This window comes from uncultured Roseobacter sp., from assembly GCF_947496515.1.
Taxonomy (GTDB): Bacteria; Pseudomonadota; Alphaproteobacteria; order Rhodobacterales; family Rhodobacteraceae; genus Roseobacter.
The window spans coordinates 665904-691511 of record NZ_CANMDB010000002.1 but is presented as its reverse complement, the minus strand read 5'-3'; the positions used below and the strand labels follow the sequence as shown (position 1 = coordinate 691511).

Sequence of the window (25608 nt, the reverse complement as noted above, 5' to 3'; positions counted from 1 at the left end):
GATCTGAGCCACCAACGCGCCATGGATCTGCACGCCCGCTACCCTGCCCTGTCTGATCTGCGCCGCAAGGCGCGGCGGCGCATGCCGAAATTCGTTTGGGAATATCTCGACAGTGCCACGGGCAGTGAGGCGACCAAGGCGCGCAACCGGGCGCGGCTTGACCGGATCGGGTTGATGCCATCGGTCCTGCACGGCGAGTTCGAGCCGGATCTTTGTACCGAGTTGCTGGGCAGCCCGCTTGCTTTGCCCTTCGGCATCGCCCCGGTCGGCATGTCCGGGCTCATGTGGCCGGGCGCAGAGGGGCATCTGGCCAGCGCCGCCGCGCGCGCGGGCATCCCCTATGGCCTGTCCACTGTGGCCACGCAGTCACCTGAGGACATCGCGCCGCATCTCGGGCCGGAGGCGTGGTTTCAGATGTATCCGCCGCGCGATGAGGCCATCCGCACCGACATGCTGAGCCGCGCCCGCGACGCGGGGTTCAAGGTGCTGGTGCTGACAGTAGATGTGCCGGTGGCCTCGCGTCGGGAGCGTCAAACCCGCTCTGGCCTCACACTGCCGCCGCGGCTGACACCCCGGCTGATGGCGCAGATCGTCGCCCGACCGGCCTGGGCCGTCGGGATGGCGCGCCGCGGGCTGCCGCGGATGCGCACGCTGGAAAAATACGCCGCTGAGACCAGCACCGCGCTATCGTCCACGGCGCATGTGGGCTACCTGCTGCGCACGTCACCGGATTGGGACTATGTGGCGTGGCTGCGCGCGGCTTGGAACGGACCTTTCGTGCTCAAGGGCATCTTGCGCCCCGAGGATGCGCGGCGGGCCGAGGGTGCGGGCGTCGATGCCATCTGGGTGTCCAACCACGCAGGCCGGCAGTTTGATGCAGCACCGGCAGCCATTGACGCGCTGCCGCAGGTGCGTGCCGCAACGACGCTGCCCATCATCTTCGATTCCGGGATCGAGGGCGGGCTCGACATCCTGCGGGCCTTTGCCCTCGGCGCGGATTTCACCATGCTCGGGCGCGCCTTTCATGCAGCGCTGGCGGCGTTGGGCCCGGCCGGGATCGACCACCTGATCGACATCCTGCGCAAGGATCTCACCGCCAACATGGGACAGTTGGGCGCGCGCACCATGACCGATCTGCCCGCCCCCTTCACGCTGGACTGAGAGCGAGGTCTTTACAAATCGCAGCGAACATGCTGCGCTGCAGCACCCGCGACATACCCAATACTACGCGTTTACGCGCGCCTGCATTCTTCTTACACAGGCGCCACTGACTACAGAAAGTGACCTGCCCATGCCCGATTTCCGCAAGATCCTGATCGCCAACCGCGGCGAGATCGCTATTCGCATCATGCGGGCGGCCAATGAAATGGGCAAAAAGACGGTTGCTGTCTACGCCGAGGAGGACAAGCTGGGCCTGCACCGGTTCAAGGCGGATGAGGCCTACCGCATCGGCGAGGGGTTGGGGCCGGTCGCAGCCTATCTGTCCATTGACGAGATGATCCGGGTGGCCAAGGCCAGCGGCGCGGATGCGATCCACCCCGGCTACGGCCTGCTGTCCGAGAACCCCGATTTCGTGGATGCCTGCGATCAGAACGGCATCACCTTCATCGGTCCCCGGGCCGAAACCATGCGCGCCTTGGGTGACAAAGCCTCCGCCCGCCGGGTGGCTGTCGAGGCTGGTGTGCCGGTGATCCCGGCAACGGAAGTGCTGGGCGACGACATGAAGGCCATCCGCAAGGAGGCAGCCGAGATCGGCTATCCGCTGATGCTCAAAGCCTCCTGGGGTGGCGGCGGGCGCGGCATGCGCCCGATCCTGGGCGAGGCCGACGTGGAAGAGAAAGTGCTGGAGGGCCGGCGCGAGGCCGAAGCCGCCTTTGGCAACGGCGAAGGGTATCTCGAAAAGATGATCCAGCGCGCCCGCCACGTGGAGGTACAAATCCTTGGTGACAAGCATAGTGGCATGTACCACCTGTTTGAGCGGGATTGCTCGGTTCAGCGGCGCAACCAGAAGGTGGTCGAACGCGCGCCCGCTCCGTATCTCACTGAAAAACAACGGGAAGAAGTTTGCAAACTAGGCTACAAAATTTGCAAACACGTCAATTACGAATGCGCGGGTACCGTCGAATTCCTGATGGATATGGCCGATGACAAGTTCTATTTCATTGAGGTCAATCCGCGGGTCCAGGTCGAACATACCGTTACTGAGGAGGTGACGGGCATCGACATCGTGCAGGCCCAGATCCTGATCGCCGAAGGCAAGACAATTGCCGAAGCCACCGGCAAACCCACGCAAGAGGACGTGAAGCTCAACGGTCACGCTCTGCAGACGCGGATCACCACCGAGGATCCGCAGAACAACTTCATCCCGGACTACGGGCGCATTACCGCCTTTCGCGAAGCGACCGGTATGGGGATCCGCCTTGATGGGGGGACGGCCTATTCCGGCGGGGTGATCACGCGCTATTACGACAGTCTGCTCGTCAAGGTCACCGCCAAGGCGCAAACGCCGGAGGCATCGATTGCGCGTATGGACCGGGCCTTGCGCGAATTCCGGATCAGGGGCGTCTCCACGAACATTGCTTTTGTGGAAAACCTGCTCAAGCACCCGACCTTCCTCAACGATACCTACCACACCAAGTTCATCGACGAGACGCCGGAGTTGTTTCAGTTCTCGCGTCGGCGCGACCGGGGCACCAAGGTGCTGACTTATATCGCGGATGTGACCGTCAACGGCCATCCGGAGACCAAGGACCACCCGCGCCCCGGTGCCCATGTGAAGGATCCGCGCCCGCCCGCGCTCAAGGCGGAGCCGATGATGGGGACGCGGAACCTGCTCGAACAAAAGGGTCCGCAGGCCGTCGCTGACTGGATGAAGCAACAGCGCGCGCTCTTGATCACCGACACGACCATGCGTGACGGGCATCAGAGCCTGCTCGCCACCCGGATGCGCAGCCTCGACATGATTAAGGTGGCCCCTGCCTATGCAGCAAACCTGCCACAGCTGTTCAGTGTGGAGTGCTGGGGCGGTGCAACCTTCGACGTGGCCTACCGCTTTCTGCAGGAGTGCCCGTGGCAACGCCTGCGCGATCTGCGGGCCGCAATGCCCAACGTGATGACCCAGATGCTGCTGCGCGGCAGCAACGGTGTTGGCTATACCAACTACCCCGACAATGTGGTGCAGGAGTTCGTGCGGGTCGCGGCGGGCACCGGCGTCGATGTGTTCCGCGTCTTCGACAGCCTCAACTGGGTCGAGAACATGCGCGTCGCCATGGATGCGGTGATCGAGAACGACAAGATCTGCGAGGGCACGATCTGCTACACGGGGGACATCAACGACCCGGACCGCGCCAAGTACAACCTGAAATACTATGTCGAAATGGGCGTGGCGCTGCGCGAGGCAGGCGCCCATGTGCTGGGTCTGAAGGATATGGCCGGGCTGCTCAAACCCGCTGCCGCGCGCAGCCTTGTGCGTGCACTGAAATCCGAGGTGGGGCTGCCCATCCACTTCCACACCCATGACACTGCGGGCGTCGCCTGTGCCACGATCCTCGCGGCCAGCGAAGCGGGTGTGGATGCTGTCGACTGCGCGATGGACGCGCTCTCCGGCAATACCTCGCAAGCCACGCTGGGATCGGTGGTGGAGGCGCTGCGCCATACCGACCGCGACACTGGCCTGTCGATGCAGGCAGTGCGTGAGATTTCGGACTATTGGGAAGAAGTGCGCGGGCAATACGCCGCCTTTGAAACCGGCATGCAGGCGCCGTCGTCCGAGGTTTATCTGCACGAGATGCCGGGCGGTCAGTTCACCAATCTCAAGGCGCAGGCAGCGTCACTGGGGTTGGAGGACCGCTGGCCGCAGGTGGCGCGCACCTATGCGGATGTGAACCAGATGTTCGGCGATATCGTCAAGGTCACGCCGTCCTCAAAAGTGGTCGGTGACATGGCCCTGATGATGGTTAGCCAGGGGCTGACCCGCGCCGATGTGGAAAACCCGGGCACGGAGGTGTCCTTTCCTGACAGCGTCATTGGCATGATGCGCGGCGATCTGGGCCAGCCACCCGGCGGTTTCCCCGATGGTATCCTGCGCAAGGTGCTGAAGGATGAAGCCCCCAATACCGAACGGCCCGGCAAACACCTGCCCCCCGCCGATCTGGAGGCGCTGCGGCAAGAAGCCTCCGACGCGATGGAGGGCCGCAGCCTCGATGATGAGGATCTGTCAGGCTATCTGATGTATCCCAAGGTCTTCCTCGACTACATGGGCCGTCACCGGACCTACGGGCCCGTGCGCACCCTGCCCACCAAGACATTCTTTTACGGGATGGAGCCGGGCGAGGAAATCTCGGCTGAGATCGACCCTGGCAAGACGCTGGAGATCCGATTGCAGGCCGTGGGCGAGACCAGTCCCGATGGCGAGGTTCGGGTGTTCTTTGAGCTCAACGGTCAGCCGCGGGTGATCCGCGTGCCGAACCGGCTGGTCAAGGCCAGCACAACCCAGCGTCCGAAAGCGGAAACCGGCAACGCGGATCATATCGGCGCGCCAATGCCGGGTGTGGTGGCCTCCGTCGCCGCCCAGGCCGGAGCCAAGGTCAAGGCAGGTGATCTGTTGCTGACCATTGAGGCGATGAAGATGGAAACGGGCATTCATGCGGAGCGCGATGCCACCGTCAAGGCCGTCCACGTGAGCCCCGGCGGCCAGATTGACGCAAAAGACCTGCTTGTCGAACTCGAATGACGGGCCGATCATACTAGTTCGCATACTGCGGCTATTGAACCATTGGCCGCATCGACTTTCCCGATCGAGGAATGCCCTGTGGCAGGCGAGAAAGATACCGACAAGGCCAAGGCGCAGCGCAAAAATCCGACGCTGAAGATGCGGCTGCTCCGGCTGCGGGCGGTGTTGGTGCAGACCAATCCGGCCAAGCTGCTGCTGATGGGATATCTGAGCTACATCATCCTCGGCTGGGCACTGCTCAGCCTGCCCTGGGCGCAGGCGGTGCCGGTGCCCGCTCTCGACAACCTGTTTATCTCCGCATCCGCGGTCTCCACCACGGGGCTGGTGTCGGTCAATCCCGGCGCCAGCTACAGCTTTTTCGGCGAGTTGGTGATCCTGCTGCTGATCCAGCTTGGCGGGCTGGGGTACATGACCGTGGGCTCCTTCATCGTGCTGACAACGCAGGACCGGATCAGCCGCCTGCGCCGGGAGGCCACACGCAAGGCCTTCAACTTGCCCGAGGACGTCAAACCGAGGACCTTCATCCGCTCCGTCGTCCGGTTCACCTTTATCTGCGAGGCAGTGGGGGCGGCCATTCTCTATCTGCTGTTTCGCCAGCAGGAGGTGGAAAACCCCTTGTGGAGTGCGATCTTTCATTCGGTGTCTGCGTTCTGCACAGCGGGCTTTAGCCTCTTTTCCAACAGCTTTGAAAGTTTCAGCGCGCACGCAGGCATCACCCTGACGATCAGTGCGCTCAGCATCCTGGGCGCCATGGGATTTTTGATCGTGGTGGATGCCTCGCGCACGCTGTCCGGGCGTGCGCCGCATCTGGGGTTCACCAGCAAGGTGATCATGCGCATGACACTGCTGTTTTTGCTCATAGGCACTCTGATCGTCATGGTGGTGGAGCCAGGCATCGCCGCCCTGCCCCCCTCCGAACGGCTGCTGACTGCCTTCTTTCAGGTGATGACCGCCTCGACCACCGTGGGGTTCAACACCTACCCTATCGGCGCGCTGAGCCATGCCGTGCTGGTCGTGTTCTTTTTCCTAATGATCATCGGCGCCTCACCTGCGGGCACGGGCGGCGGGCTCAAGACGACCTCCTTTGCGGCCTTGATCGGGCTGGTACGATCGACAACCAAGGGGCGGGACCGCATCCGCTTTTTCAAGCGTGATATCCCGCTCCAGCGGCTGCAGAACGCGACCGCGAGCCTGAGCTACTATCTGGTGCTGCTGGCGGTGGCGCTGTTCCTGCTGCTGCTCACGGAGGCGGGCAAACCCTTTGAGCAGGTGATGTTCGAGGTGATCTCGGCGCTCGGCACCGTTGGGCTCAGCATGGGGATCACCGGCGATCTGTCGGATCTGGGCAAGCTCATCGTCGTGGCGCTGATGACGGCGGGCCGCGTCGGGATCCTGACCTTTGGCATCGCGCTTGCCACCCATGATGAAACCCGCGAGGAAGAGCGGGACAACGATCTCGTCCTCTAAGACCGGAGACCGCGCCCCGTGCATCTCGCCGCCCTGTCCATTATCGTGCCCGATTACGAGGCCGGCATCGCCTTTTTCTGCGGTACGCTCGGCTTCACGCTCAGCGAGGACATCGACCAGGGCCGCAAACGATGGGTCACGGTGACCGCACCGGGCGGACAGCTGCGCATCGTGCTGGCCCGCGCAGATACCGACCGGCAGCGCGCCGCCATCGGCAATCAGGGTGCGGGCCGCGTCTGGCTCTTTCTGGAGACGGATGACTTTGCCCGCGATCATGCGGCACTTCAGGCCCGCGGTATCGTCTTTGAGGAGGCTCCGCGCCATGAGCCCTATGGTACGGTGGCGGTGTTCCGCGATCCTTTCGGCAATCGCTGGGACCTGATCGAGACGCACGGCTGATGCCCGGCTCCGGCAGCGGGTTTTTTGCGGAGGCAGGGGATTTTTCACTTGCAGGCAGACCCCGGCGCAGGTATCTCCCGGCTCACCCAAGGAAGCGGGCGTAGCTCAGGGGTAGAGCATAACCTTGCCAAGGTTAGGGTCGGGCGTTCGAATCGCCTCGCCCGCTCCATTGGGATTTCATTCGGGACAAGCCGGTCGGAACTGCCACGTGGCAGGTGGAACGGCGTTGCGTTTTACACTGGCCCAACGGCCGGTTAAGGATGGGTCATCACATTGCCCATGCCCAGCCGGATCAAGGGGGCAAGTCTGTCCCGAGCAATCACCTCCCGCAAAGACACGGCCTGTGTCGTGACGCCGTGCCGTAATTTCGGTGGGGTCCGTGCGGTCAGGGAGCGGATTTCATCTGATCGCCATCTACGCCGGAAAATTCGCCCCCTTTTTAACTATGACACCGGATCGGAACATCGGGAAAGACAGCGCCGCTGTCTCGTAAGATGCGCTCCACTCGTCTCGGAGATGGACGAAAGACTGCCTGTTCTGCGGCATCCGCGGACACTGAGCAGTGCGCAGGACGGGCCGGCGCTTGATCGGCTCAACGGTGGGCGCTGGCCTTGCGCTCTCTGCCGTGTCAGCCCTCGTACATATCCCAAAAGAGGCCATAGCCTGCCCTCGGACACCCGGTTGGCCGTCCATTCCGACCTGCCGACCCATCGGGCCCGCACACCCACCGCGTCCAGCGCCGTCCACACCCTGACAAGAGCGGCCAAGCACTCCAGTCTCTGCGCCGCGTATTCGAAAGCCGAAGATCGTTTGATCCACGAAGGAGCAACTGCGGCGGGACGGCCTCCTCTAGAGCAACCGAGAATACCTGCGTGATCGGGGTGCTCACCGCCATATCGGTTGCCCTGTCGGGCGTGCTGTTCTTTCACGTGTTGAACCTCCCGCTGCCGTGGCTCCTCGGACCGATCGGCGCCTGCCTTCTGGCAGCCCTCGGCGGGCTGCGCATGGCGGCAATCGCTCCGGTGAACGAAGCCATGCGCACGGTGCTCGGGGTCGCTGTGGGCGCCAGCCTGACACCCGCCGTCCTGGTCAGCCTGCCTGCCATGTGGCCCACTCTGCTGATGGTACCGCTTATGGTCATGGCCGTCGGGCTGATCGGTGTCCCTTACTTTCGGCGCCTGTGCGGCTACGACCTTCCCACGGCCTACTATGCGGCCATGCCCGGCGGCCTTCAGGACATGGTGCTGTTTGGCCAGGAGGCGGGCGCAAACGTCCGCACACTGTCACTGATCCACGCAACACGACTGCTGGTGATTGTCGCCACCCTTCCCTTCCTCATCCAAGGTATCTGGGAGGCGGACCTTACAAACCCGCCGGGTCGGCCCATCGGCGAAATTCCGGTAGATGCGCTGGTCATTATGGTGCTCTGCGCGGTTTTCGGCTGGTGGGGTGCGCGTCGGATTGGTCTGTTTGGTGCCGCCATTCTCGGCCCCCTTATCGTGACGGCTGCGATCACCGTGTCAGGCGGGCTGCACCACCGTCCGCCAGCCGAAGTGATCTGGGCCGCACAATTCGTGATCGGTATGAGCATCGGCTGCAAGTATACTGGCGTGACACTGGCCGAGATCAGACGTGATCTGACTGCAAGTCTGGGTTTTTGCATCCTGTTGATCATCCTGACACTGATCGTGGTTGAAACGGTCTATGGTCTGGGCCTCGCGCCCGGGCTGGAAACGTTGCTGGCTTTTGCCCCCGGCGGTCAGGCAGAACTGACCGTGCTGGCGCTGATCGTTGGCGCGGATATGGCATTCGTCGTGGCCCACCACGTCCTTCGGATCTTCATCGTGATCATCGGCGCACCGTTGGCTGCGCGCCTGCTGACCGACATGCCACATCGACGGAATGGCCCCGGTTGAAGCACCCATTTGCGGTGCCATGTTGCGCAAGACAGCAGCGCCCGAGCGTTCGGCCGGGATAAGAGGTGCAGGGCGCTTCCATTTGGCTCGCGGCTTCATTCATATTGTAGCGATTTTTAAGTCGGATAGCTCGCTCTACCGGCGCATTCAGCCTCGATATTTGGGTTTTGTTTACACCTTGCGTTCATCACCGCTCCAGTCCTGAACAACGGAGACCACGTGATATGATTAAAAAGTTCTTTTTGATGCTGGCGATCACCATCGCCCCCTTTATGGCGGCCGCTTCTGAACAAGGCACAGCCGAAGAAGCAACTGCCATGCTGGAGCGCGCCGTGGCGCTTTATGAGGCGGAAGGCATCGACGCGCTGATTGCAGCGGTGTCGGACAAATCGAACGCCGATTTTCACGACCGCGACCTGTATGTTTTCGTCAGCGAAATCGACGGCAATTTTGTCGCGCATGGCGTCAACGCAGCGCTCGTCGGTCGTGATCTGAGCGGCCTGACCGATGCCAACGGCAACGCCTTTATTGCTGAAATGAACGAAGTCGCGCGCAGCTCGGGCGAAGGTTGGGTTGACTATCACTGGCCAAACCCCGCGACCGGCAACATGGAAGCAAAATCCACCCACATCATGCGCTTTGGCGACTACTATGCGGGCGTCGGCATCTACAAGGGCTGATTTGTCCTTATGAGACGCTGGTCCGGTGCATTGAGCGCCGGGCCAGAACACAATTACCAGCTGCAATAAGGTGCGTTTGATGGGCAAGTTTTTTCAACAGATGAAGCTTCGGCACAAAGGGTTGATGATCGTTGCGATTGCCGCGCTCGCCCTGATCGGCAGTGCGTTGATTGCCCGCCACGCAATTCTGAACCTCACGGAAAAGCTTGACCAGACGGCGGAGGAGACCATTCCGCAACTGGCAGAGATCTCGCAAACCTACTCCATGTTGCAGGGCGCGCATCTCGAAGTTGTGCGCACCAGCGCGCTGGTCAATACCGGCTTGCAAGGTGAGCCGATGGACAATCAATTTGCCAAAGCAGACGAAGCACTGAAGCGTTTGGCATCCGCCTATGAGTTCGCCGCCGTCGCGCCTGAAGGATCCATCACCGCGCTCACCAACGAAAAGGTCCGCGAATATCTGAGTGCCAGCACCGGTGCGCTGGAAATGTTGGCGATCGAACCCGTCACCGGCACTGTGATGATCAACAGCGCAGACCGGGTGTTCCTCGAAGTCATCGAGATCGCGCAATCAGCCAGCAACACAACCATTCAGGAAACGACTAGCGGCGCACGACAAGCCGTTGCTGCGGCAGATCGCTCACGCTTGTTCTTTTTGATTGCAACGCTGGCGAGCGTTGTTCTGTGTCTCGTATCGACGCTTCTCGTCATTCGGTCCATCACAGACCCAATCGGCCGTATGACAGAGAACATGCGTGCCCTGGCGGATGGTCAAATGGACATCGACATAGAAACGGGTTCGACCAAGAATGAGATCGGCCAGATGGCAGGTGCGTTGGCGGTCTTCCGTGATAACGCGCTCAAATCCGAAGAGCTCCGCGCCGCCCAGGAGAAGGCCAAGGCTGAAGCTGCGGAGGCTGAAAAAGAGGCACAGCTTGCAAAGGAGAAGCAGGCAGCAACCGAGGCAGAACACGCGCGCGAAGAGAAGGAGCGCGCCGATGCCAGAGCTGAAAGATCTCGTGCACTGGAGATGGAGCTCGAGAAGGTGATCGGCGCCGCGAAAGCGGGTGATTTTGGCCAGCGGATCACGCAGGAGTTCGGCGAAAAGTCTCTCGACGACGTCAAGACCGGGGTCAATGCGCTGCTCGGCACGGTTGACAGCGGCCTAAAATCCGCATGCTCGGTTCTGCAGGAGCTTGCGAGCGCCAATCTTCGTATCCGCATGACCGGGGATTTCAAAGGCGCGTTCGCTGACCTTCAGCGGGATACCAATTCGACCGCGGAACAGTTTGAAAAGGCGATGGTCCAGATCACCAGTAGCGCTGCCGATGTTCTGCGCGACTCCGAGGATATCTCTGCGGCGGCGGCGGATCTTTCCAACCGCACGGAGAAAACTGCCGCCAGCCTTGAAGAGACCTCGGCGGCGGTTGAGGAACTGACCGTGTCCGTGAAATCCGCGGCCGATGGGGCAGAAAACGCCCATAAACTTGTCACCTCCGCAATCGACAATGCGCGCGAAAGCGAAGAAGCGGTACAGAACGCCATCGCGGCCATGGATGAGATCGCCGCGTTCTCGACGCAGATCACGGAGACCGTCGACGTCATCAACCGCATCGCTTTTCAGACAAATCTCTTGGCATTGAATGCGGGGGTCGAGGCTGCGCGGGCTGGCGAATCCGGGCGCGGTTTCAGTGTGGTCGCCTCCGAGGTTCGCGCGCTTGCAGGTCAGGCCGCCAAATCGGCAGATGAAATCGAGAAGCTGATCAAAAGCAGCTCTGATCAAGTTGCGCGCGGTGTTGGCCTTGTGGGCGAAACCGGGTCTGCCATCCAGAAAATGTCATCGTCGATCGACGAGGCCGCCGGTCATGTCTCCCAGATTGCGCAGTCCGCGCGCCAGCAGGCGGACGGCATTGCCAACGTGAATCTCGCCGTAACCGAAATTGACAGCGCAACCCAGAAAAATGCCGCCATGTTTGAGGAAACCACGGCAGCCAGCTACTCCCTTGCCGACTCCGCAAAAGCACTGGCAAAGCTCGCAAATGATTTCAAGACATCTGAGCTAAACGAGCAGCCGGCACCCGCACGGGCGCAGAACGGCAGTGCCCCGGCAAAAACAGCAGCCGTATCGCAACCACAGCTAAAGCCAACCGGTCAAGAACAACCCGAACCTGAACTTGATGAGGGATGGTCTGAGTTCTAGAGCCGCCAGCATCTTTTTGCAGGATCATTCGCACCCGCCTTGTCGCCAACGGAAAGGCACCCCGCCAAAGACCAGCCTGTTTCGCGGAAAGTCTCTTGGATCAGAGGATTCGCTCAGCACAAGCCTCTTCGCCTAGAAATCAGCGGAACACCTGCAACCAGTCCATTGTGTTCTCCGACGGCAGGCCCTCTGAGGCGGGTCGTCGAAACACCTCTGGCTGGCGGGCTGCCAAGTCACTCGGCCCGGGGACGAGACCAGTTCGTAAACGGGCAGACTTCGCAATCGCCGCTACAACAGCTGCGCAAAAAGTCCCCGGTGAGATGGCTTCACCCATGACTCACAGGCGCTATGTATCCAACTGCTCAAGGAGCATTCGAAATGCCTTGCGGGCATGACCGGGGTGGCGCGCCTTTTTGACCGCTTCCAAACTTGACAGGTCATCACCAACGACAATCACCCCGACCATCCCCATTTCATAGTGCGGCAAGCAAAGATATCCGTAGATGCCGGGCACAGTCGGTGTGATCGTCAGTCTTTCGTCCACCGTACTGTTCCATGGGTCCGCGCCGTCCGGGATCATCCCGCGTTTTGAGGCCGTGTTATGACCGCTGTCAGAGGGTATGAAGGTCACCATATCACCGGGTTGAACGCGGATGATCGCGGGCTCAAAAACATTGAGCACATTGGCATCACTACAATCGGCATTCAGCATCATCACACCATGCGACACCGGTGACCCATAGGCTGTTTTTGCGTAGGCGACGGACGCTGCGCCTGCCGAAGCAGCGAGTGCAAATGTAAAGTTACGGCGCGTAAGCATGAACTGTTAGATCCTCTCTTGGTCCTTTGGTGATGGTGATATCGACGCCATAGGCCTCGCCAAGCTCAGCGCTGTAGAGCACATCGCGGGGAGCACCCTCGGCCAGAAGCCTGCCCTGACCGATCAGTATCAGATGGTCCGCAAAGCGGGCCGCAAGGTTCAGGTCATGAAGTGCGACAATGCCGACCGCACCCCGGGTCGTGACGGCGGACCGAATGCGTGACAGAACAGCGAGTTGATGATGCAGATCCAGTGCCGATGTCGGCTCATCGAAAAGATAGACGTCCGCAGGACGGATCAGGGCCTGGACGCAGGACACCATCTGAGACTGCCCGCCCGAGAGTTCGCTGACGTAGGCGTCGGCCAAGTGACCAATCCCACCGCTCTGCAATGCTTTGGCCACATGGTTCATATCATCCGATGTGACCCGCCACCCCTGAAGCTGTTTCTGAGCCATCATCACCACATCGAACACGGTCAGCGCGGCGTTGGCAGCGAAGAACTGCGGCATGAACCGGATGCGGGACAGCCGATCGCGGGCCCCGAGATCCGCCAGATCGGTGTCGCCCAGAAAAACCTGACCGCTGACGGGCCTGAGCAGACCAGCGATGACCTTGAAGAGGGTCGATTTGCCGGAGGCATTCGGTCCGATCAACGCCGTCAGCTTGCCCGCCACCAAAGGAGCAAGTGTCACGTCATTCAAGATGCGTCTCATTCCGTAGGCAAAAGACAGATTGGCGGTGTACAGCCGGGTCATTGCCAATGCCTTTTCGGTTGGCTGAGGATCAGCGAAACAAAGAACGGAATCCCGATCAGAGAGGTGATCATGCCGATCGGATAGACCACCCCCGGCGTGATGGCTTTGGACGCGATCGACGTGCCCGACAGGATCAACGCGCCAGCCAGCGCGGACAGCGGGAGAAAGCCACGCTGGTCTTCGCCAACGATCATCCGCGCAATATGCGGGCCAACGAGCCCGACAAACGCCACCGCACCCACAAAGGAGACGGCAACGGCAGACAAAAGGGAGACCCCCGCCAGAACGCCGAGACGCAACAGTGGGACATTGACGCCCAGGGCTGCTGCCTTTTCCTCCCCCATACGCAGTGCAGTTAGCGCCCAGGACCGGCTGAGAAAGTAAGGCAAAACCAGCAAGAGCACAAAAAGGCAGATGCCCACCTTCATCCAGGATGCACGGGCCAGCGATCCCAACTGCCAGAAGATGATCTGAGCCAGTTGCAGCTCGGACGCACCGTACTGAAGAAAAGCGAGCAGCGCGTTGAAGGTGAACAGCAGCGCGATCCCCACGAGGATCATCGCCTCGGGCGTCACACCGCGCAGGCGGGTAAATCCAAAGAGGGCAAGCGACGTCAGCATCGCGACGACAAAGGCATTCACCGTCACGAAGAGGCCGCCGACACCCGGGATCACGGACCATCCCAGGACGATGGCCAGCGCGGCGCCAAAGCTCGCAGCCGATGACAGACCCAGGGTAAATGGATCCGCCAGGGGATTGTTGAGGATCGTCTGCATTTCGGCCCCAGCGATGCCGAGCATCGCACCGACGACAACCGCCATGAGGGCTGTCGGCAAACGCAAGTCCCAGATGATGACGTCTTCCTGAACGCTGGCCACCGAAGGCTGCAGGATCACTTGCAAGGTTCGCCAAAACCCCAGATCCGCAGGGCCGGTAATGACATCGGTTGTCACGGTGGCTAGAAGAACGACCGCGGCACCCACGACCAGTGTCAGACGGCGCGCCGAGCGGCGGCGATACCCGGCAACAATATCCTGCGCCGTTGGCGACGGGGCGGTCTGATCTGTCATGGCATGCTCAATCTGAGGGAGGGCGTGCGGCCCGGGCTGACACCGGGCCGACAATCGCTCAGTTCACGGTGAGCCAGAACTGACCTGAGTTGTCATAGGGCATGAACCGCGCGTGCAACTCATCGAATGTCGCCTGCGGATCAAGCTCCTCAAACTCGTCGGGATGCAGCCATTTCGCGATCTGCTGGATCGCGATGAAATGGTAGGGAGAGTTGTAGAACTGGTGGTAGATCGAGTGCATCTTGCCCTCTTTCACCGCTCGCAGATCCTTGAACCCGGTGCGCTCTGCCAGAGCAGAGATCCGTTTCGCATTTTCCTCAGCGTTCGCGTCATAGCCCAGTAGTGTCGCGGTCACTTCTGGTTTGGCTTCTGCCCAGTTTGCGCCGGTGCCGATAATCACGTCGGGATCGGCTGCGATCACACCTTCAAGGTTCACTTCGGTCTGATACCCCTGAAACTTGGTGGAGCCGTAATTGACCCCCCCGGCAAGTTCGACAAAGCGGCCATAGTTGAAACTGCCGAAGGTCCAGCAACAAAAGTCAGCCTGCCATCCCGCTGCGTTTTCTACGAAAACAAGCGGTTTCTCATCCACCGGCAGACTTTGAACGACATTGCTCACTTTGCGCATTTCAGCGATGTAGAAATCAATGAATTCTGCGGCGGCTTTCTCTTCGCCCAGCAATCGACCCAGGATGAGCATGGACGGAATGGCATTTTCCGTGGGGTTCTGGCGAAAGTCGATGAACACGGTGGCGACGCCCGCCTTGTCCAAATTCTCAATCAAGCCGGTGTCTTCGGCCTTGAAGAGATTGCCAAGGTCCAGCAGCACCAGATCGGCGCCGGCCTCCAGAACTGCCTCAATGCTGAAGTCGCCTACATAGGGATTGCCGAAATTGATCATTCTGGCGGTATCTTCCGGGTAAGCTGCCTCAAACTTGCGGAAGGCGTCAGGATCATAGAGGATCAGGTCATCCTTCCAGCCCACAACCTTTCCGAAGGGGTTGCCATCCGTCAAAGGTGCGACCGCATACATCATGCGCCCCTCCCCCAGGATGATCTTGTCGGGCATTTCAGGAAGCGTGACTTCCCGCCCGGCGATGTCCGTGAGTGTCAGAGCTTCTGCATGAGCGTCAGTTGCTGGTGCGATAAAAAACGCGCTGGCTGCTATAGCACCTGCGAAGCCCACGATGCGTTCCTGGAACGACATGGCAGTCTCCGTTTTTCTGGTGGTTTACCACACCTTCTTAATCGAGCCCGAAGGCAAAGCAAAGTAAAATAGTCAAGAATAAGCTTGGAGCATGCCCGCCCGGTCAAAAGACCTGTTCCGAACGGATCACGTCATGAGCTGAAGTGTCGTGTGCTTCATGACGCGCAACCGGTTTTGGGTGCCACGGAGGTACAGGATTACATTTCATCTCTATGAGTGACTACATCCCAAGATCATTTTGACAGCGCAATGCCCAACTGAGGGGGTAAGCGCGAATGACAGGTCAAGTCCGACCCATCTCCCTCACTGGGGTGATCGGCGATCGTTTTCCCGTTGCACCCTCGCAGACCCGATAGCAGTCAAGATGACCTTTGCGAGACCCACCAGTAGAACCATCGGTCAGCACAGACCTTTGGTGGGTCATCATCAGCGCTGAGCGCAAGATGCCGCAGAATGGGCGAGGCTGCAAACGATACCAAAAACACGCCCTGAAAATCCCCGTGTTACATGCGCGGCAGAATCTGGTATGCTTTGCGCAGCGAAAGGATGTCCCATGCCTCAAGATATCAAAGCAGAAACCGATCAAACGCCAGAGCGTGCGCGCGTGACAGGTCTCGAAAATGTCCGTGCCTCGGCCCGGGAGCTTGCCAACCGTGTCCGTGATACCGGGCTTTCAATTGGCGAGTTTGCGGCCGAAGAGCTGTCTTTTGCCGTGTCTCTGGCGGAAGATCTACGCGACCGCACGGTTTCGGCCGAGGTGCTGAAGGAAGTGCGCGGCTACCCGACTGTCAACAGCTTTCGCAACTCGACCCACCGGGTGGTCGATCTGGGGTTTGACGCGGTCGCCATTGGCGTGAAGATTGGCACGGATCTGACCGATCAGGTGCTGGCGCCCCGGGATCAAAGAACGGCGATCGCCAACGCCTAACCCGGCAGAACGGTAAAGCGGATTGTCACGGGAGCCGCGCCCTCCCCCAAAGAGAAGCTTGCGGATGCGGGACCTTCCGGAGCGTGGTCGGGAACGGTCACCCGCACGACCAGTTTTTCGAAATCTTGTGGCGCTACGGTCAGCACTGCGGGATCAAAGCTCACGTCCCACCCTTCAGCATCGTCGCTGCCTGCATGGACCAGTTCCGTCAAAATCGGGCTGAGATCCGACATGGTATCAGTAGTCGGATTGTCAACGGACAGGGGGACCCGCAAAACAGCACCGGCAGAAACGGATGGCACGGCGCCCGCGCTGCGGGGGGCGTCAGTCTCCGGCGCGTTCGTCCGGGCTGCACTGGCGACCGTTGACACGATGCCGGTCGCTGCCGTCGTGCCATGTCGAACGATGGTCTGTAACGGCGTGTCACCGGGGTGCGCGGTCTGAGGCTTGCCGGTTGCCGCTTCTGCGACGACCTGTGCGACGGATGCAGACAGTTTCAACGCGCTGTCGATCAGCGCCCCCGCCGCTGCACTGGCACTTTGCTTTTCATCGCTCATCCCTTGTCGCGTCCAGGCTTTTCATCCTCTGGGCAAGACTGAGGCGTTGCCACTGTCGCACCGGTCAGGCGGATGTCGAGGAACGGACGGCCGCGCAAGCCGACTTGAACCGAGTAGTCCGACGCGACCTGCCAGCTGTTGCAAAAACGGACCTGCAAGGGTGTCCGCATCTGCAACGCGTGATGCACGGGCTCTGCCAGAGACGTCTGCATCTGGTGGGTCTGGGCATGGGTGTCGGGAAAACGGTGCGCGACATTCACCGGGTTATCCTTGTCCGCATTGACGTGCACCTGATGGTCCAGTTTGCCGACGCACTCCTCGTTCCACAGGTGCATATGCACCACAGGCTCGTCGGTTCTGTGCACGACGTCACCAGCCACCCGGTGGCGGATCGGGGCGCGCTCTTCACTGCCGGACAGAGCATAGGTTTCCTTGCAGGGCTGGCTTACCACAAGGTGGCGGGCTGCCTCTTTGTCGGCATCTGCTTCAGCCATCGAACTCTCCTGTTACCTGATCCTGTAGACATCAATATCAAATTTCGCGCTGCACTGCCAATTTTTGAAGACGACCTGCACGGTATGATCGCCCTCAAGACAGGCATGACCGAAAATGACCCCCTGCCGGTCGTCGCGGTGCAGGCATATCTCCTCGCCGTCGACCAGAATGGTGATCTCGCGATCGGTGTCGACCTGAAGGCGGTACACACCGTGATTGAAGCAGCCATGGCCGATCCACGCTGCCTGATAGGGCAGGTTCAGATCGCGCAGGGTCTGGGGCCGCATGTCGTTGGAGGGCAGACCCTCGACGCACTCCGCATCCGGTCCCACGTCGAGCGCGCGGCGGTTGACCTCGATCCAGACGGGTCGTGTGGCCGAGCAAAGCGCATGCTGAAGGATGACACCGCGCAGCATGTAAATGTCCGACCGGTCATCTTGGGGCAGGCGCCGTTCCGACGCAAGCGTGGAGCGGCCCGGGGTATCCATGGCGGCAGCGAACCGCGCCATGTTCAGGCGGCCCGTGTCGCGGTCTTCGATGCTGGCGGTATCGTCGCGGTCCGCCGGTGCGTCATCCCGCGGTAAATCGTCCAGCCCATCGTCGTCCCCCTCCTGCGGAGGTCTTGTCGTCATCAGCTCAACCCGCAGCTTGTCGCGTAGGGCCGCCTCCAAGAGTTTATATTCAGCGGATTGATAGATCACACCCAAGGTCCGCCGTTCGGGCGTAAAGGGGACCGGCGGCACGATGTTACCATCGCCCTGGAAATCTGGCGCAGTCGTGATGTCCACCCGCATCAGCCCTTGCATTTGCGTGTGACCGATCTCTTCCACGAAGGCGGAGAAGGCTGGTTGGGGTTCCGCGCCGGAAACGCCTTGGCCATGCTCCCTGACAATGCTGCGGATATCACCTCTCTGTGTGTCATAGGCGACCGTGACCACATCCCCGACGGCGTAGGCTGCGCTTGCCACCTCGAACATGGCCTGCGCAGTACCACGCTCGGGCCCTTGCAGGTTGATCTGACAGTACACCGGATCCCCGCCTGTGAGCAGAAACATCCCAACGCGGTCCACTGCCTCGCGATGCGCCTCGGTCTCGATCTGTTGCTGCACGCCTAGAACGGCAATGACGCCGCTGGTCACAGCAGACGCCTGGGCGTTCCGCAAGGCGTCCCGCGTGATCCGCATCACCGCTTCGATGGACCGGCCGTCATTGTCATCCGGCGTAAAGTCGATCTCCACCGGTTCGGCGCGGTCCATCGCATCGCGCAAGATGGCCAGTTTCGACAGCCGTTCATTGAAACGCTCAGGATCTGCATCCAGATCAGCAATTGTGTAGGTGGCTCTTGCATCGTTGGGTTGGATGACACTCGCCTCGACCAGACCCGCGCGGCCTACCCCCAGCTTTTCGACGAACCCTCTCACTGTCGGCATGATACTCTCCTATCGTTTGATCCGTTCAAGGGCGCGGCAAACGGCCCCCCGCTTCCAAATCTTCAAAACTCAACCCTTCGCGTCTGATCCGAAGCTTGCCCGGCAAGACCAATCCCTGGCTTGAGGTCAGACACGCCTCCAGACAGGCCTGAAGCTCCGCGACGCCCACCACGAAATTCGGGATCGGCTGCATCTGACGTTCCTGCGCATCGGCAAAATCTTCGGCCAGTTCACCGCCGACCTTGTCGATCATGTTTTCGATCACGCCCAGCATGATCCATCCGACAATCGGAATGATGAGATCGACAAACACATCGCAACAGCTTTGACCGGCGTCGAAGTCTCCCATTTCTGCCTTGAAGGTCGCGCTGCATTCCGTGTCGGTTTCAACCGTTTCAAGGCGCAGAAAAATCGGCCCATCGAAACTGATATCCGGGTCCGGCCAGCAATCAATATGAACCTCCGCCTCACCGTTGATCCACAAGTGGCCTTCGCTCTCATCATGCGTGCCGGGGTCCGAGGGGGTCACGCTCAAAGATTGAAGCGTTGCGTCACCTTCGTCCGTTTCAATGCGTTCTCCGCTATCGGAGAGACCCGGGAACTCATCCGCGATGGCCTGCGCGATGGTTTCGTCCAGCACCGTGCGGCTGAGCGCAAGCGCCAGATCCTCGCTGTCGCGAAAGTCATCCGGGATGGTATCATCCGCCTCGGTGCCGGTTCGGCGGTTCATCAAGATCGCGAAGGTTTCGGTTGCCACCAGCAAGAACCCCACCGGCGTGGCCAGCGTCACGGTGTCATCACCCGACGACGGCGTATACATCGGAAACCGCAAAGGTTGCAGGTAGGCGGCCGTCTCCGCCTGAAGAAGGCTGACCGCCGCCGCCTGATCAAACCACGGTTCCTCGATGGTGCCAAAATCGCCCAACCGCCCCACCAGCAAGGGCGTCAGCTGCGCGACAACGGCCCCTTCTGCCAGGCTCGACGTGTCAAAGTCGATCTGCGTCGCAAGCGTCTCTTCGTCCGGTTCCGTCCCGATGAGGACGCGCACCGTCCCCTCGCCTTGCTGCACCTCGCGCCAGAAGGTCGCTGTGCCGTAAGCGTCGAAGCCAAAAGCAGAGGGCACACTGGCGTGGAGCGGCAAGCTGACCCGAAGGTATTGGGTGCCGTCATGCGTCTCCAGCGTGGCACTGATTTCGGGATCGCCGGGCGCATTTGGCGGCAGCAACGCCGGGTCTCGGGTGCCGTCATAGATCGTCAGAACATTCGGCCCGAGAGCGAAGACGCGCGTCGGCAGGTTCACATAGGCCGTGTGCAGCGCGGCCTCGAACCGTCCGGCATCCAAAGCAGGCAACCCGGTCAGTGCGGGAACCTGAACGTCGCTGGCCGAGATGCCGGAAAATTCAACGCCGAGCTGGTCTTCACCATCCACCGGCCAACTTGCCACTCGACCCGGTGCCTGAACGGTCGATTTCAGCGTCACCTGGCTGAGTTCCGGGTCCGGCGCATCCGGTGTTTCAATCTGGATCTCGATTGGCAGGTCGAACAGGATGTGTTTTTCGTCCTGAAAGGAGAGATCCGCGGGATCGTCCGCATCATCCAGCAAACGCACCTGAACGGTCGCCGCGTGACCGCCAAAGTCGCGCAATATGGGGGGCAAGTTATGCGGAAAAATATCTTCGTTCTTGAGCGCCAGGTGAAAGATCTCGCGGATCGCCTCGATCCCGAACTGCACGCAATAGTCAAAGTTTGACGTGTTGCTCATCGGGCTTTGACCTGTTTGACCCGGACGTTGCGGATGAAGCGACGGAAGCCGTCCACGGTCTCGGCGGCTTCAAGCTTGCGGAATTCGGCAGGCGTCCGAAAGGGAAAGCCACGCTGCATGATCTGACCCAGCTCGACCGCGTCACGCACAATCGGGTCGTCCTTGTAAAACCACGCCTCCTCGACCGACAGGCGCGCAGGCTTTCGCGTCGCTTTCTTGAGTGCCGGAACATCTGCGTCCAGATCCATACGCCGAATGGCCGAGCGGGGCTTTTCGAGCTGCAGTGTAAAACGGACCGGCAAACGCTTGTCAGAGCCGTAGCGGGAGGCGCCTTTCGGCCGGGCCTTTTGCAAGCGTTCGATGGACGCCGCGTTCAAGGGCGCGCGATAGGCGGGTTCCCGCTTGCCGATCTGGCGCGGTTCCATCTTGCGTATCTCAAAGACCAGATTGGCCATCCATTCAGGCGTTGTCGGCTGTGCCGTCTCGCCCAGTTCTTCCTCCAGGCGCGCTTCGAGCGCTTCGCGTCTTTTGCGCAAGACCGGCGGATGCCGCAGAGAGCTCAAAACATGGTGTTGCAACTCGCGGGACAGCTTGATGCCGTAAGCCTCCAGCGCCAGCACGGGATTGGCCAAGAACATGACGCTGAATTCGGGGCTTTCGGCAACGCGGGCTTCAATGTCTTTTGACCGGACCGCCAACTCGCGGTGCGACGTGATCGTGATGATTTCAGCAGTATTTGGCCGCAGGACAGGTACGACCCGGCTTGCGCCGGTAAGCGAATTCAATGGAGACGTTTTCGCCTGCGCGGGAGGGTCGTAGGACCCGGGCTTTTCGTCGTTTTTGGGTTTGGTTTCGGTGGCCTTTACCGACTTTTTCTTACCACTTTTTCCGGCAGCAGGCTGGGTATCCTTCTTGGCCATGATCTACCCTTTCAATGACGCCAAAAGGCTCGGCGCAGGGGACAAATGAAAACGTACAATTCAAATCGTGCTGCAAAAAACACACTCTATGATACCATAACTTCATAGATTTGAGTACCAATTTGAAGAACCGGAGCCTGCGTGACCTCCTTTGAGTACACCAACCGCCTCGCAAAACCACGGCTCGGACTGGGGCCTGCGGGCCCATTTCCAGACACGCCCCTGAACGATCCGATCGACCGCCGCTGGCTTCATTATGCGTTTCTGTCAAGGGATGGGAAAAAGGCGCTGGTCGCCAATAGTTCATGGTTGGGCCCCGGCGAAAACGAGCCTCCGGGGACCGAGCGTTTCGCGACCATCCTGCTGTTGCACGATGGCGATGGACCCTGGCACTCCAGCCAGTTCAATGCCCGAACGGAGCGGCCACCATGGAGCGCGTTTTCACGCCCCCATGCGCACCGCGCGCCCCAGTCCCTGACCATCACCTCGGCCAATGGATCCCCCGCAGTGGCGCTTGAACTGCAGCGCACCAGCCGGAATTGCACCAGCCAATGCGCCTTTTTTGCGAACCATCAGCATCTGCGGTGGCAATCAGAAACGGGCGTGCTGGCAAAGGGCACATGGACCACCGACACGGAACAATCTGTCGATCTGGTTGGCTACCATGAACGGGTGCGGGGGCGGTGGGGCTGGCCCGATCTGGGCGAATGGGTCTTTGGCTTTGCCAATGATCTGGGCGCCGACCCCGACGAGCCGCCCGAGTGGGCTTGCGTGTTTACTTTCATCCGGCCCGAGGCCGACTGCCGCGAGGCGACGGCCTCCATGATGCTGTGGCATCGCGGTCGAATGATACGCCACTTTCCGCGCCGCAATGTCAGTTTCGCGGTGCGAGGTGAGTTGGATCGTGACCGGATCAGCACAGCGCCGCCTTTGGCCACCCTCCTGGGCACAGGCGCGATGTCACCCATTCCCCGCAGGCTCGCGATTATCGCCCGGCAAGGCGACGATCACGTGGTTCTCGATTTTGACGCGGACTGGGCGGTACGGATCGTGATCCCCTCGGAAACCAGCCTGCATCCGTTTTCCGTGCATGAGGTCGTCGGTGCGTGCTTGCTGGAGGGGTCCGTCAACGGCCGCCGCTTCGCGGTCGAGACACGGGGGATCGTGGAATTCTCGGGAGGCGCGCATGTCGATTAGCGGCGGGGATGTCCTGGCGGATACCGTAGCAGCGCTGTCAAAGCGCGCGCCAGCCATCATTGCCGCCGCCGCGCGTGAGTTGGGTGAGATTCGCCTGCACCTTGTCTTTGGCGATGGCACAGCCTCGCTGATGCAGGCACGGCAAAGCACCCTGGATGTCATACCGGCACAGGACGAAGACGTTGGTGATGTCGAAGTTCATTTTGACCGCCGGACGTTGAACCTGTTGTTTGACGCGGCACAGCGCCCGTCCGAGCAGGCGCTGGAACGTAGTCTGGACATGCGCGGCACCCGGGAAGACTTGTTGGCGGTCTGGCGCTGTTTCAAACTGCTGTCGCAACGCGCGTCGGGCCTGCGCAGCGTTCAGGCCATCTGGAGCGCCTACAGAGATCAGACGCGCGCGCTTTGGTCCGGCGCGGCAGAGCAGGTCCCCGTGACCCGGGCGCGCGGTGCAGCCTACTGGGATCACGCAGGCTGGCCCGCGCTTGACTGGCTCGACCGGCGGCACCCCGCGCAACAGGAGATGCTGGCGCGCGACGAACCGGTTCTTGCACCGGCGCGGTCGCTCTGGAACGGGCGGGAGGCTGAAAGCTGGCAGGCCACTCGGGACATTTTCGACAATGACCTGATGGTCACGATGGACCGGTGCAAAAAGCTCGTCGTCGACGACATCCTGAGCATCATTCCCAAAAAGCCGCCGCAAAAAGACCTCTATGCGTTGATGACGGACTATGTTCAGCGCGAGGGCAAAGGGCTACGGCCCACGCTGGTGATCGCGACCTGCCTTGCCCTGGGGGGACGGCTGGATGATGCCGTCCGCGCGGCCTCGGCGCTGGAGATGTTTCACAACGGCTTTCTTGTCCATGATGACATCGCCGACGAATCCACCCACAGACGCGGTCTGCCAACGCTGCACGAAGCCCACGGGATCGGTCTGGCCGTGAACACGGGCGACGCGATGCACCTTTTTGCCGTGGATATGGCCCTGTCCAACCTAGCGACCATCGGTCTGGCGCGCACCCTGGGGATCATCCATGAAATCCTGCACATGTGTCGCGAGACAGTCGAGGGGCAAGCAGTGGAGCTTGGCTGGATCCGTCGCAACTTTGTCCCATCCCGTGACGCCGACTACTCGCGGATGAGCACAAAGAAAACCGGCTGGTACACGTGCATGTCGCCCTGCCGTATTGGCGCCGTGGCCGCGGGTGTGACGGAACCGGCATTGCTGGACCGCCTGAACGAACCCCTCCGTCTGACCGGGATCGCGTTTCAAATACAGGATGACATTCTAAATCTCATTGGCGAGACCGAGGTCTACGGCAAGGAAGCGCTTGGCGATCTTCTCGAAGGAAAGCGAACGGTGATGATGATCCATCTCTTCAGGGAGTGTGACAACGCCACCCGAAAACGCATGACAGAGATCAACGCCCTGCCACGACTTGAGAAACCTTTTGACTATGCGCTGGAAATGCTTGCGGCCATGCAAAAGGAGGACTCCATCGCCTATAGCATCGCTCATGCAGACCGGCTCGCAAATGCGGGGGTGAAGAAATTCGAGGCGGATCTGAAATGGATACCGGAAACGCCCGGCAAGGCGGTTTTGAGACAAGTCTCCAACTACGTCACGACACGGGCTTTGTAATGGCGCTCTCTTTCGATGATCTTCCAAAAGCTGACGCGGCCCTGCTCGCAAAGCTTGTTCCGCTGAGTGACAGCATGCGCGGTGTGGCATGTGCTTTGGCGCGTCTCGGGGTTCTGTTCCGGCGCAATGATGCCGTGCGTGCACAAAAGTGGCTCACACTGCTGGAGCCGCATCCGCTCTACAAATTCGGCCAGGTGATGTTTGACCTGCTTGAATTCGAAGACTTCATGCTGGACGGGGACATCCCCGAAGTTGTTCCAAGCGACCTTGCCGACACGTTGAAACGACTGCTGAAATCCGCTGATCTTAGTGTGCCAGAGGATCTGTCACTCCCCGACAATCTGCCAGAACTGGAAACCGGTTTCTTTCTCTATCGAGATGTGCTGCTGGGTGTATTGTCAGTCGCGCTGCACGAAACCACTCCGGACTAGCCACGGCAACCTACTTTTGCCATCTGAACCGGCCTTGGGCATGGGGCTTTCGTTGCCAGCCCCAGGAGGCCATAGTCGCTGGACGAGAGAGCTAGCACATCCATCCGATCATAGAGCGTTTCAACCGCGCGATGAAACTCACCGGCTTCGCAGCGGGCTTTGGTCAATTCATACAGCGGTTCAACAAGGAGGTCAGAGGCGGTTCTGCTCAGTCCGCATCTGCTGTGCTTGGACGGCTCTGAGACGCTGACGCACCTTGCGGGTGTAGTGCTGGACCATTGCAGGGCTTTGCCCGGTCACAGCGCCAATCAGATCGTCACCGCAACCCGCTTTCAGAAGCTCGCAGGCGGCGTTGTCGGGCCAGCCATGAATAGTAGGCAATGCCCCGATACGCTCTCTGATGCGTCTGACAGCCGCTGATGCGCCTCTGTAGGACCAACAGTTGGTTCCGCGCTCATTCGTTAGGACAAACACCGAAAGACGGCTGGCACCATCCAGTGCTGCTTGACGCTCGGGCAGGATTGGCACCCAGAGTTCTTTCTTCGTTTTGCTCTGTTTGACGAAGAACGCCCCATCTTCGATATGCGACCAACGCATGTTGAGCACATCTCCAATGCGCTGTGAGTTTGAGCAGCGGCCCATATTCCGTCGAGCCAGTCTTTACGCTCTATCAGTTTGTTTTTACGCGACGAGATCATCCACTGCATCGTTTCAATGCATCCCATGTAGGCCGTCGGATGAATCCCCTTTTTGAACTTTTGTTGGATCACTTTGCGCCCGGTGTAGGCCCCGGAAAACCGGAGGTGTTGTCACTAAATGCATAAATAGCTGAATAGCCAAAGGGGGGGGGTCATGTGGGCTCGCCGAACAAGCCGCTTGGGGGTACGCGGTTGTCGGCGTCGGGTGTTGTCGATCTGTGTCGAAATTATGCTCTTGGCCAGCGCGTGATGCGAATGGCAAGCCGTGCTGAGACCAGTGAGCGACACGGAAGATCGACG

At 60.5% G+C, this 25608-nt stretch carries 21 protein-coding genes and 1 tRNA gene; 12 read left to right on the top strand and 10 right to left on the bottom strand.

Going from position 1 to position 25608, the window contains the following annotated elements; genetic code table 11:
- Positions 1 to 21: 21 nt before the first annotated feature.
- The 8 genes from Q1A53_RS06950 (at position 22) to Q1A53_RS06915 (ending at position 11394) form a co-directional block, all read left to right on the top strand.
- Positions 22 to 1161: an alpha-hydroxy acid oxidase gene (locus tag Q1A53_RS06950; RefSeq protein ID WP_299964330.1), complete on the top strand. Its 1140-nt coding sequence runs from the start codon at positions 22 to 24 to the stop codon at positions 1159 to 1161.
- A gap of 130 nt (positions 1162 to 1291) precedes the next feature.
- Complete coding sequence (locus Q1A53_RS06945; RefSeq protein WP_299964329.1) at positions 1292 to 4732, top strand: pyruvate carboxylase; 3441 nt, start codon at positions 1292 to 1294, stop codon at positions 4730 to 4732.
- A 78-nt stretch (positions 4733 to 4810) separates the two neighbouring features.
- Positions 4811 to 6199: a potassium transporter TrkG gene (locus Q1A53_RS06940; RefSeq protein WP_299964327.1), complete on the top strand. Its 1389-nt coding sequence runs from the start codon at positions 4811 to 4813 to the stop codon at positions 6197 to 6199.
- An 18-nt stretch (positions 6200 to 6217) separates the two neighbouring features.
- A complete protein-coding gene (locus Q1A53_RS06935) occupies positions 6218 to 6598 on the top strand; it encodes a VOC family protein (protein WP_299964325.1) in 381 nt (126 codons plus the stop codon).
- Between the two features lie 94 nt (positions 6599 to 6692).
- A tRNA-Gly gene (locus Q1A53_RS06930) sits at positions 6693 to 6767 on the top strand.
- A 703-nt stretch (positions 6768 to 7470) separates the two neighbouring features.
- Complete coding sequence (locus tag Q1A53_RS06925; protein ID WP_299964323.1) at positions 7471 to 8514, top strand: AbrB family transcriptional regulator; 1044 nt, start codon at positions 7471 to 7473, stop codon at positions 8512 to 8514.
- A 245-nt stretch (positions 8515 to 8759) separates the two neighbouring features.
- Entirely contained in the window at positions 8760 to 9194 is a 435-nt protein-coding gene (locus Q1A53_RS06920) for a cache domain-containing protein (protein ID WP_299964322.1), read from the top strand.
- A gap of 79 nt (positions 9195 to 9273) precedes the next feature.
- Complete coding sequence (locus Q1A53_RS06915; RefSeq protein ID WP_299964321.1) at positions 9274 to 11394, top strand: HAMP domain-containing methyl-accepting chemotaxis protein; 2121 nt, start codon at positions 9274 to 9276, stop codon at positions 11392 to 11394.
- A 346-nt stretch (positions 11395 to 11740) separates the two neighbouring features.
- On the opposite strand, the gene Q1A53_RS06910 is transcribed toward Q1A53_RS06915, so the two are convergent.
- Genes Q1A53_RS06910 through Q1A53_RS06895 form a run of 4 tightly spaced genes read right to left on the bottom strand, consistent with a single transcriptional unit; the run spans position 11741 to position 15248 of the window.
- Positions 11741 to 12214 (bottom strand): pseudoazurin, encoded by a 474-nt coding sequence (locus Q1A53_RS06910; RefSeq protein ID WP_299964320.1) that lies wholly within the window; start codon positions 12212 to 12214, stop codon positions 11741 to 11743.
- The gene (locus Q1A53_RS06905) at positions 12198 to 12971 is read right to left on the bottom strand and encodes an ABC transporter ATP-binding protein (RefSeq protein ID WP_299964319.1); all 774 of its coding nucleotides are present in this window, start codon (positions 12969 to 12971) and stop codon (positions 12198 to 12200) included. Before Q1A53_RS06905 ends, Q1A53_RS06910 begins: the two co-directional genes overlap by 17 nt.
- Complete coding sequence (locus Q1A53_RS06900; RefSeq protein WP_299964318.1) at positions 12968 to 14041, bottom strand: iron ABC transporter permease; 1074 nt, start codon at positions 14039 to 14041, stop codon at positions 12968 to 12970. The genes Q1A53_RS06905 and Q1A53_RS06900 overlap by 4 nt, the downstream gene beginning before the upstream one ends.
- Positions 14042 to 14099: 58 nt before the next feature.
- A complete protein-coding gene (locus Q1A53_RS06895; protein ID WP_299964317.1) occupies positions 14100 to 15248 on the bottom strand; it encodes an ABC transporter substrate-binding protein in 1149 nt (382 codons plus the stop codon).
- Positions 15249 to 15801: 553 nt separating this feature from the next.
- Here Q1A53_RS06895 and Q1A53_RS06890 point away from each other — a divergent pair.
- Positions 15802 to 16176, top strand: a complete 375-nt coding sequence (locus Q1A53_RS06890) for a hypothetical protein (protein WP_299964316.1) — start codon at positions 15802 to 15804, stop codon at positions 16174 to 16176.
- Here Q1A53_RS06890 and Q1A53_RS06885 read toward each other — a convergent pair.
- From Q1A53_RS06885 to Q1A53_RS06865, 5 genes are read right to left on the bottom strand one after another with little or no spacing between them, the layout of a single operon-like run.
- Positions 16173 to 16733: a hypothetical protein gene (locus Q1A53_RS06885; protein ID WP_299964315.1), complete on the bottom strand. Its 561-nt coding sequence runs from the start codon at positions 16731 to 16733 to the stop codon at positions 16173 to 16175. The two genes, Q1A53_RS06890 and Q1A53_RS06885, sit on opposite strands and share 4 nt — an antisense overlap.
- On the bottom strand, positions 16730 to 17227 hold the full coding sequence (locus Q1A53_RS06880) for a hypothetical protein (RefSeq protein WP_299964314.1): 498 nt from the start codon (positions 17225 to 17227) through the stop codon (positions 16730 to 16732). The genes Q1A53_RS06885 and Q1A53_RS06880 overlap by 4 nt, the downstream gene beginning before the upstream one ends.
- A 12-nt stretch (positions 17228 to 17239) precedes the next feature.
- On the bottom strand, positions 17240 to 18658 hold the full coding sequence (locus Q1A53_RS06875) for a hypothetical protein (protein ID WP_299964313.1): 1419 nt from the start codon (positions 18656 to 18658) through the stop codon (positions 17240 to 17242).
- Positions 18659 to 18683: 25 nt separating this feature from the next.
- Entirely contained in the window at positions 18684 to 20420 is a 1737-nt protein-coding gene (locus tag Q1A53_RS06870; protein WP_299964312.1) for a hypothetical protein, read from the bottom strand.
- Positions 20417 to 21340, bottom strand: coding sequence for a hypothetical protein (locus Q1A53_RS06865; protein ID WP_299964311.1), 924 nt, complete (start codon positions 21338 to 21340; stop codon positions 20417 to 20419). Before Q1A53_RS06865 ends, Q1A53_RS06870 begins: the two co-directional genes overlap by 4 nt.
- 141 nt (positions 21341 to 21481) lie before the next feature.
- Between Q1A53_RS06865 and Q1A53_RS06860 the strand changes: the two genes are divergently transcribed.
- From Q1A53_RS06860 to Q1A53_RS06850, 3 genes are read left to right on the top strand one after another with little or no spacing between them, the layout of a single operon-like run.
- Positions 21482 to 22537 (top strand): hypothetical protein, encoded by a 1056-nt coding sequence (locus Q1A53_RS06860; RefSeq protein ID WP_299964310.1) that lies wholly within the window; start codon positions 21482 to 21484, stop codon positions 22535 to 22537.
- Positions 22527 to 24179 carry a polyprenyl synthetase family protein gene (locus Q1A53_RS06855; protein ID WP_299964309.1) on the top strand — a complete coding sequence of 551 codons (1653 nt, stop codon included), beginning with the start codon at positions 22527 to 22529 and terminating at the stop codon, positions 24177 to 24179. The genes Q1A53_RS06860 and Q1A53_RS06855 overlap by 11 nt, the downstream gene beginning before the upstream one ends.
- A complete protein-coding gene (locus Q1A53_RS06850; protein ID WP_299964308.1) occupies positions 24179 to 24610 on the top strand; it encodes a hypothetical protein in 432 nt (143 codons plus the stop codon). The genes Q1A53_RS06855 and Q1A53_RS06850 overlap by 1 nt, the downstream gene beginning before the upstream one ends.
- A gap of 192 nt (positions 24611 to 24802) precedes the next feature.
- Here Q1A53_RS06850 and Q1A53_RS06845 read toward each other — a convergent pair whose 3' ends face one another.
- Complete coding sequence (locus tag Q1A53_RS06845) at positions 24803 to 25252, bottom strand: tyrosine-type recombinase/integrase (RefSeq protein ID WP_366872437.1); 450 nt, start codon at positions 25250 to 25252, stop codon at positions 24803 to 24805.
- Between the last annotated feature and the right edge of the window lie 356 nt (positions 25253 to 25608).